Source organism: Amycolatopsis sp. QT-25 (assembly GCF_029369745.1).
Lineage (GTDB): Bacteria > Actinomycetota > Actinomycetes > Mycobacteriales > Pseudonocardiaceae > Amycolatopsis.
Genome location: NZ_CP120210.1, coordinates 3,284,801 through 3,299,841, shown reverse-complemented (window position 1 = coordinate 3,299,841; position 15,041 = coordinate 3,284,801). Strand labels below are relative to the sequence as shown.

Genomic DNA, 15,041 nt, shown 5'->3' with positions numbered 1-15,041 from the left:
AGGGAAAGCCAAAAGCAAAAGTGAAGATTTCCTGCGGACAACTTCATCAGGCAGCCTTGAAGATGCAGTTGAAGGAGCCCTGAGCACGTCTCATGTACAACATGCTATTTTTATCTCACTAGAATGCATACCCGAATTGCCTGCGCTTCAGCTCTCCCGCGATAAGATCATCGCCCCAGTGTTCGCATTCTTCGACCAGCCGCAGATCCGTCGCTTCTCTCTGCGCTGGTTTCGGTACGCGGGATGACTTGTCAGGCCCATCTCTACGTCCATCACTACCGCGACCTACCACACAGGCATTCCGCCCTGTTCGCGTAGCCGGCCGAAGCTGCGAGGTCGCGGTTCTCAGCTGTGAGAAGGGAACAATTCCTCGGCTGCCAGCCTGATGGCCTTGACCACGGGCCGTTGTGCGCTCTCGGCGTGCCAAGCCAGCGCCGAGGTGCATGGATCGATACCGGTGACATCGAGAAACGCGATGCCCGGACGCGGAAAGAAGTACTTTGCCGCCGCGGGCTGGAACGCGATTGCCCTGCCTTGCGCCACAGTGGCCAGCAGCGATTCGACGTCTCTCACAATCGGTCCGTACTTGACCGGGGAACCGTCTGGGCGTGGGTCCACCGCCCAGAAGTCCCTCCAAACCCGCGGGCACTCGGGCGGGTAATCGATCATCACGCGCCCGTCGAGTTCCGCAAGGGACACTTCCTTTCTCGACGCGAGCGTGTCGTCGGCCGGCACGCAGACCACCCGGGGTTCGGTCGCGAGATGATGGGTCTGAATCTGCTCCGGAACAGGGGGGCGACAGAAGACGACGTCCACGTCTCCGGTGTAGAGACTGCGAAACTGTTCTGTGGCGTTGAGCAACCGGACGTCGATGTGCAGGTTCGGATACCGGCGTACTACTTCGGCCATCACCAGGCGTGTGTGCTCCATAGCCGCCTCGGCGCCGACCGTTCCCACGATCAAGTTCGCGGTCACCGTTTCGGAGTATTCGATCGAAACCCGGTGGAGCTCGTCCGTCGCCGCGAGAACCGCCGCCACTTTGGGGAGGATGACCTCACCTGCCTGCGTCAGCTTGACGGACCGCTGGTTTCGATCAAGGAGCTGGATTCCAAGACGTTGTTCCAAGACGTTGAACTGCCGGCTCAACGCCGGCTGGCTCATGAAGAGCCGTGCAGCAGCGCGACCGAAATGCAGTTCCTCAGCCAAAACGAGAAAAGCTCTCAACTGATGTATTGTCGGCGCATTCCAACGGTTCATCTACATCCTCCTAGAATAACGAGTGTTTCGCAGTCGTCGAGCCGCTCCGAGTCCGACTTCGATCGCCGACTCGCGCAACGTGATCAGGAATTCACGGCAACGCTCTTCTCCTTCGGCAGTTGCCGGCGTGGCCGCGAGCGTGACTCGCTTCGCGCTTGTTTCTCCGATCTGAGCCACTGCTACCCCTTCGGGTAATGATGGAACCATCAGCCCAGGAACGACGGCCAGCCCCAGCCCCGCCATCACCAGGCCGATCTTCGAGACCCAGTCACGGACGATGAAGTCTATGTTGAGCTGTTCGGTCGACTGATTCCAGATACCCAGCAGCCCATCGGCCGGGTTGGCGGCTCCTGAAATCCAGCGTTCCCCGCGCAACTCCTCGCCGGTGACGCTACGCCTGCCGGCAAGCCGGTGGTTGACGGGCATGGCCAGATACAACTCGTCTTCAAGCAGAGGAGTGAGGTCGATTCCCGCCGGTTCACGTTGGGGTTCTGTGACTATCGCCATGTCGAGCCGTCCGGAAACCACTGACGCCAACAGCGCTGCCGAGAGCCCTTCTCGCAGTTTGATGCGGGTCGACGGTTCGCGGGTCGCATACTCCGCGATGGCGACCGGCACCAGAGCCGCCATCGCCGTCGAGTAGGCGCCGACACGTAACCGACGAGAGGACGGGGAGCCCAGTTCACGAAGCGACTGTTCAGTCGTGTTCAATTCATTGAGAACCGTTTCTGCGTGTTGCGCGACAATTCGTCCCGCTTCCGTGGGCTGAACGCCGCGAGCCTGCCGATCGAACAGCGCGACGCCGGCGGCTTTCTCCATCAAGGCTATCTGCCGGGAAACAGCGGATTGCGTATACCCCAGGTTCTCCGCCGCCGTGGAAAACGAGCCATAGCGTACCGCCGCCCGGACCACGCGTAAACCCAAAATCGTGAAGCCGCTCATGCCGAACAAGCATAGCAGTCATGCGCAGATGTCACTTGTCGCATTACTCGCGCCAGCGTAGCGTCAGGATCATGAGTACGGAAAACAACAGAAAACTCCTCGCGACGGTGTTCGATCAGTTGGCAGCGGGAAACGCTCGTGCCCTGACCGATGTCATGGCCGACGAGTGCCGATGGATTTTTCCGGGAGATTGGTCATGGGGCGGCGTCTGGGAGCCGAAGACGGAAGTGGTGCACAAGTTACTTCGCCCCCTGATGGCGCAGTTTTCCGACGACTATCGCAGCGAGGCGGACATGATCCTCGCAGCCGAGGATCGCGTGGTCGTACAAGCACGCGGCCATGCCACGACGAAACATGGGGATACTTACGAGCAAACATACTGTTTCATCTTTCGCCTGGCGGACGATCGAATCATCGAAGTCGTCGAATACTGCAACTCTGCCCTGGTGGAGAAGGTGCTGGAACTTCCCACCCGTTGATTCACTGTCGGGAATCGTTCACCAACATACCACCCGCACCGTGATTCCGCGGCTCAAGGTGAAGCTGAATACAGCGCGGGCAGCAGTTGACCCACCGGCTTCTCGCCTCACGGGTCGGAACGGTCAAGCGCCTGGCAGCGATCGCACTGCCAGGCTTTACACGTCGAACAACTGATTTCGAGTCTTCGGCGTCGATCAACCGTCCGGCTTGACTCCTTCGATGACCCGCACGTGATGCCGGCGCTTTCCGCAGCAGATCTTCACTCGATGATGTATGCGCCGCACCTTCCTCCTTCGGGAGTCGCCATAGTGTTCTTTCAGTACGCGTCATCGAACTGCAGACTCAGCGATGCTTGCGTATGGCCCGTGGCAGCACCAGTGCCACCAACAGGGTGCACACAGTTCCACTGACTCCCGCAACGAGAAACGTGACCCGAGCGCCGGCGAGGTCGAGCAACAGGCCGCCGCCGAGATAGGACAGTGCGGCCGCCACCCCGATCGCACCGTAAAGATTGCCGAACACCCTGCCCAGCAGCTTCGGCGGCACGATTCGTTGCAGGATGGTCGAGGAAGCCACGTCCATGCCGGCAAGACCGAGTCCTCTCGTGGCTTGCACGGTGAACGCGGCGACGACGGACCAGGCAAGACCCGTGAGGAAGTTCCCCGCACTGCTCACGAAGAACCCGGCGATCAGCAGCGCAGGCATCGAGGCCCTGGCACTGAACCGGCTCAATAGTGCGTAGCCGATAAGGAGGCCTATACCGACTGCTCCAAGCAGAAGGCCCACGGAGCTGTCGCCTGACTTCAGTTCTTCTTTGGCCAGCAGCACCAATGCCACATCATCGATCCCGTTGAAGGCCACCACCGCACAGAAGCCCAGGGACAGGATCCGAACAGCGGGCGTGCGCAGAATGTAGCCGAGACCGGCCCGTGCCTGGGCCGACAACGCCAGATTGTCCGGATCCGGCTCGGGTGACATCGGCTTGGTGGCCGTCAGAATCGCAGCGGACAGCAAGAACGACGCGGCATCGATCAGCAGAACGCCGCGGATACCCAGGAACGGCAGCATGGCGGCGGCCAGAAGAGGACCGAACGCTTCGGCGCAGTTCGAGCCGAAGCCGACAGCCGAGTTCGCGACCTCCAGATCCCGGCCGCCGACCATGGCCGGAACGGCCGACCGGGAGGCGGGCTGAAACACCTGCGAGGCGACGGCGCGAACACCGACCAAAGCGAGCAGGATGGGAAGCGGCGGCAGCGTGAGTGCGATGAGCAGCATCAGCACGCCCTGCACGATCTCGCAGGTGATCATTACTTTACGCAGATCGAACCGATCACTGATGGCTCCGGCGAGCGGGCCGAGCAGTGAGGGCACGAAGTCGCCGACCAGAAGCAGCAAGGCCACCGCCAGACCCTGGCCGGTGGAATTGGCCACATGAAGCATCAACGTGACAAGGCTGAGCGAATCCCCAGTATAGGAGATCACTCGTGCCGAGAAGAGCGCTCGCAAAGGCCGGCTGCCACGTAGCAGCTGTACCACGCTCGAGGGCTCTGTCTCAGCGTCGGGGCCAGACATGGAATGAACTCCGTACGATTTTCGGCGCGAGAGAAAGTCGGGCCAAGCCCGAACTGCTACTTACTGCTTTGACGCTCTTCGGACAGTCTACGCACCGCCCGCAGTTCTTCTTCGACAATGGTCATCTGCTGCGCGACGGCCTGTTCGGGCGTCCCCTCGGGGAACAGAAGGGTGAACTGGTACTCGGCACCCTCACCGCTGGGCAGGACACGCGTGAACACTCCCTGAGGAGGATCCTCGGCAACCAAGAGGTCGACGGTCCCGTGCTCCCGCGAAACGCGCACGAACATACGGGTTTCGGTTCCGCCACTCTCGACCAACCACGCGTCACCAGCAGGACGCACCGCGGATGCCGCTCCCGGGGCCCACAGAGGGAGGTTATGCGGATCGGACACCAGGTCGAGGACGATTTCCGGGGACGCCTTGATGGACACTGATCGCGTCTCGGCGTGAGACATTTCCATATGCACCTGTTTACTGTAAGCGTTCGCATACTACTTGTCCAGCGGTAACACCCGCCTGGAGACCATGTGCAGCAGATGGAGGCCTCGATGGGCCCGTGCCGAATCGATACAGCGTGGACCCGTTCTTCACGCGCCGGTGGTCGCTCGCTCAGCGGATCGATTCCGGCAGGCTTGAACCGACCGTTCACCTGGTTCACCGCGGTACGACCCCGCCTTGGACGCCGGACTCGAAGCCGGCCCGAGCCATGCGGGCAGCCGTCCAGGAACCGGAGACGAGCAGACCCTGACCGGCCCGATCACATGGAGGTGCCCGATCGACCGGCGGACGAGCCGGGACCGCGCCCCGGACGACGTCGTGAGCAACGGCTTCCCCTTGGCACAGCACGACCGTCGAGGCGAGCTGCGCGATCGGTCACGATAGCCGACGATACGCCACGAATCGCACGACGCGCGGGTCTCCAGCCTGAGTGCCGGTCGGCACCTACGGCGCGAGTGGCCGATCTACCCGTTGAAGTGGTCTCACTGCTTCGTGCCCACAAGCGGTCGGCTTGCCACGGTGCCGAATCCCCCGCCATTCCCGCGACGAACGAAACCACAGAAGCCGACGTACGCTGCGGATATAGACAAGAAGATATCGACCGACAGATTTTTGCATGATTCGTTCCCCAGGGTTCTGAGCACCGGTAACGCGATATTGCGAACTCCTCGCTTACCCGCGCGAGCAAGCAGACTTGATCTTAGCCATCCTGTCCCACTAAAGTGGCCAACCAGCAGTTGAGGGAATGCTGACTGCGTTGATTTCGGAACGGTCGCCAACCTCTCCCCCAGAAGACGACCGTTTCATGCGGCGGCCCCGGCAGCTCTCCCCAGGAGTTCCGGGGCCGCGTTATATCGGCTTGAGCTGGTCCTCCCGAGACGAGACCGTACACGACCTTGCCGGATCCGGCTCTTCGGACGATGAGGCAGTCAGAGCCCGGGCAAAGCGCGCGAGCCCGGAGCCCTGCTGCAGGTCGCCGAATTTCGAATGGCCATGTGACCGTAAACCGATTCCGGCATTCATGACTCGTACTCAGCTTGGTTTCGAAACAACTCGACCAGGATCGATACTGTGCACACGACCGCTCCTCTCACCGATCATTTCCAGCCCGGATATCCGGAGAACAGCCGCCCACCAGCTCGCCGTGTTCTCGGTTTCCTCCGCTTGGCGATCATGTCGTCACACTGCCACCTCGCCACACGCCACCATAGACGTGGACTGCGCAGGATGGCACCCAGCAACGGCACCACATCCAAATGGGTGTGTCGTTCGGCGACGAGGCCATCGTCAAGGAGCACTTCGTCACAGACACGCAACCGTACCCTGCGGCGGCCGACGGTGACGTCGAGACGAAACGCGATGAAAAGCATCCCATCTCGGTGCGCCCAGGACTCCACCGATCCACGTATATCGGAGCACAGCGAAAAGATCGGACGCGCGAACCTCTCCCGGAACGCGCTGCGCCCGGAGCCGGGAGCCCGGATCAGCGGTTGCGTGAACCGGTAGTCGGCATGGAGCCAGGGGTCGAAGTGGTCGGCCAGCTCATCGGCATCGGCAGGCGCTCTCCACCCCTGCGCGAAAGCATCGACGAAAGCCGCCGCGAGGCCGTCTGGAGAAGCACCCGCCGCAGCGGTCGGCACTTTATCGAGCAACACGAAGACCTTTCAGGTCGCCTGCGGCAAAGGGTCACGAAGAGGACGATCGATGGATCAGAAGCTTCTCGTGACCGAGTCCTCGGTCACGAGAGCACATCTCAGCGTGCCGCTCTCGGGTTCCCCCACCGGATCGCGGCGGTGCAACCACCGGATCGCGGCGGTGCAACGGCGCGTGAGCCTCACCGTAACATACGTACAGCATGTATGTAGATGCCGAGATCACCGCCCTTCGCTACTTCGTCCCGCCACCCGGAAGTCTCCCTTCGGCCTGACCGCAGCGTGGGTGAACCGACGATGGGCCGGTAATCCGCGGCCGAGCTGCCGTATCCGAGGATCTGATCCGCCGACTGCCGGCGATGCGCGTTCGCCACCGGCGATCCCTGGACGCGACGGCGCACGGCCAAGCACGTCGATGAGGTGAACTCAGGGACGGGACCATCTTGCCCGAAGACAACTTCAGCCGGGCCGATCAGTCCGACCGGTTCGGCAGGCGACGAAGAACTGCCGTCACCGGCACCAGCCACGGCCTGGACGCCACGGTGATGACCGAAGCTTGCCGCACTCCCTGGGCCGCGCCCTCGCCGACCCCCCGCGGCTCATCCGACCTGCGGTTTGAGTTCCTTTGAAGGTGTGTCGGCCAGGTTGGTACGTGACACTCTCCCAGTCGAAAGGGTGCGGACATGCATCCGTCTCCATCCCGCTCACACCGCCGTCGCTCTGTATTGACGGCATTCACTCTCGCGGTCGCGCTCGGTGGTCTCGCAGTCGCAGGGCCGGTGATGGCCGCGGACCCGGCGATCGCCGCGCCTGCGGCGAACTCCGTGGTCGATGGCCAGATCTCCCGCAGCGAAGTACTCGTCCGGTCGCAATCCTGGATCGATCAGCGGGTCCCCTACAGCCAGTCGGTTTCCTGGACCAACCAGTACGGGACCTACCGACAGGACTGCTCGGGCTATGTGTCGATGGCATGGCATCTGGGGTTCAGCCGCTCCACCGCGACCCTTCCCGCCGTCATGCACTCCATCGCGAAAGCCGACCTACGGCCCGGTGACGCGCTGTGGCGCCAAGGTCATATCGCCCTGTTCGTGCGCTGGAACGATGCCGCACGGACGAGCCCCGTAGTACGTGAGGAATACGACTACGGCCACAACGCCGTCGAGCGGGCGTGGTCGGCAAGCTACACGAACACGTTCAGCCCCGTGCGATACAACAAAATCGTGGAAGACGGCCCCACTCCGCCGAATTCCATGAAGGTGACGCGGTATGGGTTCAGCAACACCGCGGGGGTCATTCTCGCGAAGGACGAGCGGGACGGGTCCTGGCAGACGCTGAACGGTGGCGGAGCGTCGCACTGGGTGTTCGACGGTGATCGGATCGGCGCGATCATCGGCGGCGACTTCCTGCTGAAGGACGGGCTGTTCGGCGGATGGCGCGTGATGGCAGGCGGCGGCGACGTCAAGAAGATCGCCTTGAGTGGCGGACGTGTCGCGTTCAGCAACGGTGCCGGGATCATCCACGCCAAGGACCAGCTCGACGGACAATGGCACGTGCTCAACCCGGACGGCCGAGCAGGGCAATGGATCCTGGACCACGACCGGATCGGCGCCATCCTCGACGGCAACTTCCTCATGAAGGAGGGCCTGGACGACCCGTGGCTCGCCATGGCCGGCGGCGGCGACGTGAAGATGATCGGCTTGCACAACGGCCGGATCGCGTTCAGCAACGGTGCCGGGATCATCTACGCCAAGGACGACCGTGATGGCGGCTGGCACACCATGAACCCCGGCGGCCACGCCGCACAGTGGACCCTCGAAGGCAACCGGATCGGCGCACTCGTCAACGGAGACTTCCTCTTCAAGGACAACATCCACGCACCATGGCTGACCATGGCCGGCGGCGGCGACGTCCGGCAAATCCAACTGAACGGCAACCGGATCGCCTTCAGCAACAGCGCCGGAATCATCTACGCCAAAGACGACACAAACGGCGCATGGCACACACTCAACTCCGGAAACCGCGCCACCGAATGGCAACTGGAAGGCACGAACATCGGCGCACTCGTCAACGGCAACTTCCTGGTCAAAAACGGCCTCGACGCACCCTGGATCACCATGACCGGAAGCGGCGACGTCCAGCACATCCAAAACCACGACCGCATGATCCAGATCGGCTGACGAAGCTTTGTGCCGTAAGGAGAATTCTGTGTTGTCCATATCTAAAAAGGCATTCGCGCTCGCCGCGCTGATCATGGGCGGGGTTCTTACTGCCACACCGGTTGCGGGCGCCGTCCCCACGGCCAGCGCTTGCGCGGTTCCGGCAACCCGGGATCTGAACGTCAGCCGCGCCGTGTATCAGGTCGGTGTCGGGCTCGGAGTGTCACAGCGGGTGCTGCTGTCCGGATTCGAAGCCGGTTGGGTCGAATCCCATATGAACAATCTCGGCTGTGGTGACGCCGATTCTCTTGGCGTCTTCCAGCAGCGCCCCAGCCAAGGGTGGGGTACGCCTGCTGAGATCATGAACGTGAATCATGCCGCTGTGCGGTATTTCCAAGCTGCCATGAATGTCGAGCGGACACATCCAGCGTATCGAGCCGGTGACATCGCGGCGGATGTCCAACGACCACGTGCCGATCTCCGCGGCCGATACAACGACGCGCAGGTCAAGGCTACGTCGTTACTCAGTGAGGTGGCAGGCTCGGTACCACCGCAGTACAAGATGGTGACGCGGTATGGGTTCAGCAACACCGCGGGGGTCATTTTCGCGAAGGACGAGCGGGACGGGTCCTGGCAGACGCTGAACGGTGGCGGGGCGTCGCACTGGGTGTTCGACGGTGATCGGATCGGCGCGATCATCGGCGGCGACTTCCTGCTGAAGGACGGGCTGTTCGGCGGATGGCGCGTGATGGCAGGCGGCGGCGACGTCAAGACCATCGGTCTGCACAACGGCAGGATCGCGTTCAGCAACGGTGCCGGGATCATCCACGCCAAGGACCAGCTCGACGGACCGTGGCATGTGCTCAACCCGGACGGCCGAACAGGGCAGTGGCTGTTGGAGGGCAACCGGATCGGCGCCATCCTCGACGGCAACTTCCACATCAAGGAGAACTTGGATGAGCCGTGGCTGCTGATGGCGGGCGGTGGTGACGTCCGGCGAATTCAACTGAAGGGCAGCCGGATCGCGTTCAGCAACGGTGCCGGGATCATCTACGCCAAGGACGACCGTGATGGCGGCTGGCACACCATGAACCCCGGCGGCCACGCCGCACAGTGGACCCTCGAAGGCAACCGGATCGGCGCACTCGTCAACGGAGACTTCCTCTTCAAGGACAACATCCACGCACCATGGCTGACCATGGCCGGCGGCGGCGACGTCCGGCAAATCCAACTGAACGGCAACCGGATCGCCTTCAGCAACAGCGCCGGAATCATCTACGCCAAAGACGACACAAACGGCGCATGGCACACACTCAACTCCGGAAACCGCGCCACCGAATGGCAACTGGAAGGCACGAACATCGGCGCACTCGTCAACGGCAACTTCCTGGTCAAAAACGGCCTCGACGCACCCTGGATCACCATGACCGGAAGCGGCGACGTCCAGCACATCCAAAACCACGACCGCATGATCCAGATCGGCTAGCTTCTCCGTGAAGCGCGGCCTCCGGGCTTTCCGGGGGCCGCGCTTCACATTTCATGCGCGGTGTGCCGAATTTCAGGAGGCGCTATGTACCCGCATGAATCTGGAGTTCGCGGCTTTCTCTGCTGCCGTAACACACGAAGATCTCCAGGGCCTGTCCCGCCACCCGCTCCGCTTCAGCAGTATCGCCGAGAGCCCGCAGCGCCATCGCGAGGTCGCGCAGCGTCCTCGCCTCCCACAGCGGCACGGCCAGCGTGCGCCATGAATCCAGGGCACGGGTCAACAGAGTCTTTGCCTGAACGGCATCACCTTCAGCGAGTTCGAGTTCTCCTAAAGTTCTCAACAGCAAGGCTTCCCCGAAACCATCTCGCATCAGTTGTCTGTCGGCCAGACAGTCCTGTAACGAGTCGCGTACCGTGGTGCCGAGCCCTTGCCGAATTCTGACTTTCGCCAGGGACTGAACCGCATAGGCGACCATGGTGGGATCGTCCTCGACGCGGAGTGAGGCCAGTGCTTCCTCGGCTTGCGCGGCAGCCTCCCGGAGATTCCCGGCAGCGCGATGCGCGATACTCGAGGTTCTGAGGGCGAGCGCCACCGCACGCTGATCACCGAGTTCCCGATAGGCCCGTACCGCTCGTTCGCAGGCTTGCAATGCCGCAGGTAGTTCGCCCAGCTCCGTGAGGATTGCGCCGCGGGTGTGCTCCGCGCGGGCCAGACCGCGGCGGTCCGCGGCTTCCTCGAGTAGCGGGACCGCGGTGTCGAGGTGAGCCCGGGCCTCCGCCAGGAAGGCTTGGTCGCGCCGCACCAGGCTGAGCTCCAGCAGAACCTTGCCCTGACCCACTCGATCGTCCAACGCGCTGTAGATGGTGAGCGCGGCACGATAGAAGTCCGCGGATTCGCTGTAGCGGTCCTGTTCCGAACGGAGCCAGCCAAGGCCCGCCGACAAGTGAGCTTCGTGCTCTCGATCATCCGACCGACGCGAAGCCGACAGCACGACCGAATGCGTGTGCCACCACTCGTCGAACCAATTCTGCATGGCGAACGCGGGGGTCAGCGCGGTCGTCAGCCGTGCGGACAGCGCGACCTCGCCGAGACGCGAACACCACTCGATCACATCGATCAGAGCCGGCAGTTCCCTCCTCAGCCAAACTGTCGGCTGTTCCTCGATCGCGGCGGTATCGATGTCGGCCGGCACCACTCGACGGGCGGATCCACCACCGGGAAGTCGCGCGACGGCGTATTCGGCCAGCTGCAGGGAACGCTCGGCCACTTGCCTGGCCACCTCCAGCATGTCCCCCGCTGTCTCCTCCTCGGTCGCACGTTCCATCGCGAACGCGCGGACCAGGTCGTGAAGTCGGTAGCGATCGTCTTCCGCACCGTCGAGCAGCTGCACGTCTAGCAGGCGCTCGAGAACCTTCGCGGTCTCGGGCCCCGGCAAACCGAGCAAGGCCGCGACAAGCCATTCGGGTACGTCGGTACGAAGCCAGCCCATCCTGCGTAGTGCGCGACGACCGGTGTCGTCAAGCCCGGCGTAGCTGAGGACGAGGCTTCCGCGGACCTCGAGGTCTCCTGCGGTGAGTTCATGCAGAATCCGATGTTGGTTCCGCAGCCGTCGAGCGAGATCGTCCAAGGACCACCCGGAGCGTGCGGCCAATCGCGCTCCCGCGATGCGAACGGCCAACGGCAGTGCCCCGCAGAGCCGTACGATGTCCAAGGCCGGCGCCTGTTGTGCGGCCAGACGGCGCCGGCCGATCAGTCTGCCCAGCATCGCGAGAGCTTCCTGCTCGGCGAGCACGCCGACATGGACGTAGGCTGCTCCCTCCAACGTCGACATCCGGTTTCGACTGGTCACCAGCACAGCACAGCCACCTCCACCGGGTAACAAAGGCCGGACCTGCTGCTCGTCGGCGGCATCGTCGAGTACGACAAGTACCCGGCGGTCTGCTATCAGGGTTCGGTACAGCGCCGTTCGGCCCTCGATGTCGGTTGGCATGGCCAGGTCAGGGGTTCCGAGCGCACGCAAGAAACGAGCCAGGATGTCGGCGGGGTCGACCGGTGCCGCTTGGGCCCCGCGGAGGTTGGCATAGAGTTGGCCGCCGTCGAAGTGTGCCAGGAACCGGTGCGCGGCGTGGGTGGCGAGCGTTGTCTTCCCTGCGCCGGGTTTGCCCGACAACACCGTCAGGCGCATCACGTTTTGCTCGCTGCTCGCCATACAGAAGTCTTTGATCTGGCGCAGTTCGGTTTCCCGACCGGTGAAGTCGGCGATGTCCGGTGGCAATTGACGGGGAATGATTCTCCTGGACAGAGTCGGCCCGCTCGGCAAGCTGATCTCACCACGCAGGAGCTGCGCGTGCACTTGTCGCAGTTCGGGCCCGGGCTCGACGCCCAGTTCCTCGGCGAGCGCCTGCCTGCCTTGCTGGAAGCACCTGAGCGCATCATCCTGCCGGCCGGCGAGGAACAGCGCGGTCATCAGCTGAGCTCGCATTCTTTCGCGCAAAGGATGCTGTCGCACCAGGACGGCGAGCTTCTCGAGCACGTCCGGTCCGTCGTCGAGGAACAACCTGGCCGCTGACCAGTCTTCCACGGCCGCCAGCCGCATTTCCGAAAGCCGGTCCCGTTCGGCGCTCGTCCAGTCACCGTCCGCACCGTCCAATGCGGTACCATGCCACTGGTCGAGCCCCTCGCCGAGTGACTTCGCGGCGGCTGCGAACCGATGCTCACGTAGCGCTCGCCTCCCGTCCCGTACGGAAAGCAAGAAGCCGTCGAGGTCGATCGACGCGACGTCGGGCGCGAGCCGATAACCACCAGGCCCACGCGTGATCACATCTTGGCCGCCGCCTTGGACAATGACCTTTCGCAGAGTGGACACATAGGTGTGCACCGACGCTCTGGAGCGTTTCAGCGCGTCCGCACCCCATACCGCGTCGATAAGCTGTTCCACTGACACGACAGCGCCAGCCGACACCGCCAGCCGAGCCAGCAGTGTGCGTGGTTTCGGACCACCCAGTGCAAGCGGTCCCTCATCCGTCAAGACTGATACAGGACCCAGTATTCTGATTTCCATCGAACCCCCAGTGCACAACTTCACAGCAGACACTACTACCGCCAGTCCTGCATTTGCGACTCCGACTTCGACAACGGCGAAGTTCACGTCGCATCACCGTCGGCCTTTTGACCGCAGCGCTCGCGGTCGGCCCCGAGGACCGCGGCCGGCACTCTCGGCGCGATTACGAAATGTGCGCGAACGCAGGCCGGCCGATGGCGCCACTCGCGAGGAGCGCCATCGGCCGGCCTGTACTTTCAGAACAGTGTTTTTCTGTTGTCAGCTGACGTTATGGTGGTTCGAGCCGATCAGCTGACCGCTCGGAGCGCGTTCACCAAACCCTTCCCGTAGAAGCCCGCTCCACTCACGCCTCCTTCACAGACGGCGCGGAACTGGCCAGTGCCTCCTGGATCGTGGACGCCACCGGCGGGGCACGGCAGAACCTCCGCGCCGGCTTCGGCAGCGGCTTTGAGCGAATCCCCGGACAGCATCGGGTAGCGGCTCTTCAGAAGTGCCAGCACACCGGTGACATGGGGTGCTGCCATGGAAGTTCCCTGCAGGTAGCCGTACTGGCCACCCGGGACCGTGGACAGCACTCGCCCGTTCGCATCCGGCGTCGACGGGGTCTGGAACCTCCAGTCACCTCCCGGCGCCGTGAGATCTGCGACACCGGTACCGTAATTCGATGCGTAATAGCGGCTCTTCGCCGCGCCTACCGCGGATACACCGACGACTCCTGGAATCTCGGCCGGAAGGGTCACGCACGACGAGTCGGTGTTCCGAGTCAAGAGCGTTCCATTGTTCGGGCTCAACGTGTCGACGATGTCGTGCGCGAGGTCCCAGTTGTTGTTACCCAGCGAACTGACCGTCGTGACCTGCCTCGATGTGGCGTAGGCGATGGACCGGCGGACGGCCTCGGCGACCGCGGCCTGGTCCGGATCGGATTTGCACCACAGATACCAGGGGTCGACGGAAAATGAGCTGTTGACGATGTCAACGCCGTGTTCGGCGGCCCAAATGTATCCGCAGACGGCCGATTCGGGGTAGATGTAGTCGTCGGCGGCGCCGACCTTGATCGAGGCGATGCGCACGTCAGGCGCGACGCCTGCGACACCGATTCCGTTCCTGGCCGCCGCCACGATACCGGCGACGTGCGTGCCGTGTCCGTTCCGGTCCTGCCAGGAGGCTTCTGTCCTGTCCGGGACCCCGTCGGTCCCGCAATTGACCGAAGCGGCGTGATCGATGTTGGCACGGAGGTCAGGATGCGTCGAGTCGATACCGCTGTCCATGACTCCGACGAGTACGTTCCTGCTGCCCGGATTGATGTCGTTGGCTTGATCGGCACCGATCAGCTTCATGTTCCACTGATTGGCAGCCAACGGCTCACCGGATGCCGATGCCCGCGATCCGATGTCACCACGGTCTTCGGCAGTCGCTGCCCGAAGTACAGGCGACGCCTCTCGGCTCCTCGTCCCCAGTTCGGCCAGGTTCCTCGTGGCACCCACACCGGCGATACCGCCCTGCCGGCGCACCCGCGCGGCGAAATCGGCTTGCCTGGAGCGGGCGATCACCACACCGATCTGCGGCCATTTCTGAACGATGGAACCCTCATTGGCGATCACCGCCATCTCCGCCGGGTCGAGCGGCGCTGCTTTCGGAACGAGTACGGCGAAGTACGCGCCACCGGTGGTGTCGATTGACGCAGGTGTGGCCGCGTCCGCCATCGGGACTGACACCAGGCCTATTCCGGCTACCAGCGTTCCGACTGCGGCAAACCCTCTGGCTCGCCCGATCGATCGGAATGTGAACATTCGAGAAGAAACCTCCATATGAATTCCCCAGTTGTCGTGAGCACATCTGGAAGTGCGATCACGATACCCAGTCATCCCAGACTGGCATCGGTAAACCTTCGAAGCAAGAGTGCGTTCATGTACTTATCGCGGCACCCATAACCT

Annotated in this window: 10 protein-coding genes; 3 read left to right on the top strand and 7 right to left on the bottom strand. The window is 63.0% G+C overall.

The genetic code is table 11. The features are described 5' to 3' along the window. Positions 1–345 precede the first annotated feature (345 nt). Together P3102_RS15390 and P3102_RS15385 are read right to left on the bottom strand one after the other, a co-directional pair. On the bottom strand, positions 346–1,257 hold the full coding sequence (locus P3102_RS15390) for a LysR family transcriptional regulator (RefSeq protein WP_276369973.1): 912 nt from the start codon (positions 1,255–1,257) through the stop codon (positions 346–348). Further along, positions 1,258–2,199 (bottom strand): LysR family transcriptional regulator, encoded by a 942-nt coding sequence (locus P3102_RS15385; RefSeq protein WP_276369971.1) that lies wholly within the window; start codon positions 2,197–2,199, stop codon positions 1,258–1,260. It abuts the gene before it with no gap. A 71-nt stretch (positions 2,200–2,270) separates the two neighbouring features. Between P3102_RS15385 and P3102_RS15380 the strand changes: the two genes are divergently transcribed. After that, positions 2,271–2,678 (top strand): nuclear transport factor 2 family protein, encoded by a 408-nt coding sequence (locus P3102_RS15380; protein ID WP_276369970.1) that lies wholly within the window; start codon positions 2,271–2,273, stop codon positions 2,676–2,678. Positions 2,679–3,021: 343 nt separating this feature from the next. Here the strand turns inward: P3102_RS15380 and P3102_RS15375 are convergent, their stop codons facing one another. The 3 genes from P3102_RS15375 to P3102_RS15365 all read right to left on the bottom strand — a co-directional run bounded on the left by P3102_RS15375 (position 3,022) and on the right by P3102_RS15365 (position 6,404). After that, a complete protein-coding gene (locus P3102_RS15375) occupies positions 3,022–4,251 on the bottom strand; it encodes an MFS transporter (RefSeq protein WP_276369968.1) in 1,230 nt (409 codons plus the stop codon). A gap of 56 nt (positions 4,252–4,307) precedes the next feature. Further along, positions 4,308–4,715 carry an SRPBCC family protein gene (locus P3102_RS15370; protein ID WP_276371184.1) on the bottom strand — a complete coding sequence of 136 codons (408 nt, stop codon included), beginning with the start codon at positions 4,713–4,715 and terminating at the stop codon, positions 4,308–4,310. A gap of 1,134 nt (positions 4,716–5,849) precedes the next feature. Next, positions 5,850–6,404 (bottom strand): nuclear transport factor 2 family protein, encoded by a 555-nt coding sequence (locus P3102_RS15365; protein WP_276369967.1) that lies wholly within the window; start codon positions 6,402–6,404, stop codon positions 5,850–5,852. A 683-nt stretch (positions 6,405–7,087) separates the two neighbouring features. Between P3102_RS15365 and P3102_RS15360 the strand changes: the two genes are divergently transcribed. Together P3102_RS15360 and P3102_RS15355 are read left to right on the top strand one after the other, a co-directional pair. Next, complete coding sequence (locus tag P3102_RS15360) at positions 7,088–8,581, top strand: hypothetical protein (RefSeq protein WP_276369966.1); 1,494 nt, start codon at positions 7,088–7,090, stop codon at positions 8,579–8,581. A gap of 28 nt (positions 8,582–8,609) precedes the next feature. Further along, entirely contained in the window at positions 8,610–10,046 is a 1,437-nt protein-coding gene (locus P3102_RS15355) for a hypothetical protein (protein WP_276369964.1), read from the top strand. 82 nt (positions 10,047–10,128) lie between these two features. Here the strand turns inward: P3102_RS15355 and P3102_RS15350 are convergent, their stop codons facing one another. Then, positions 10,129–13,107, bottom strand: a complete 2,979-nt coding sequence (locus P3102_RS15350) for a BTAD domain-containing putative transcriptional regulator (RefSeq protein ID WP_276369963.1) — start codon at positions 13,105–13,107, stop codon at positions 10,129–10,131. Positions 13,108–13,394: 287 nt separating this feature from the next. Next, a complete protein-coding gene (locus P3102_RS15345) occupies positions 13,395–14,810 on the bottom strand; it encodes a S8 family serine peptidase (RefSeq protein ID WP_276369962.1) in 1,416 nt (471 codons plus the stop codon). Positions 14,811–15,041 lie beyond the last annotated feature (231 nt).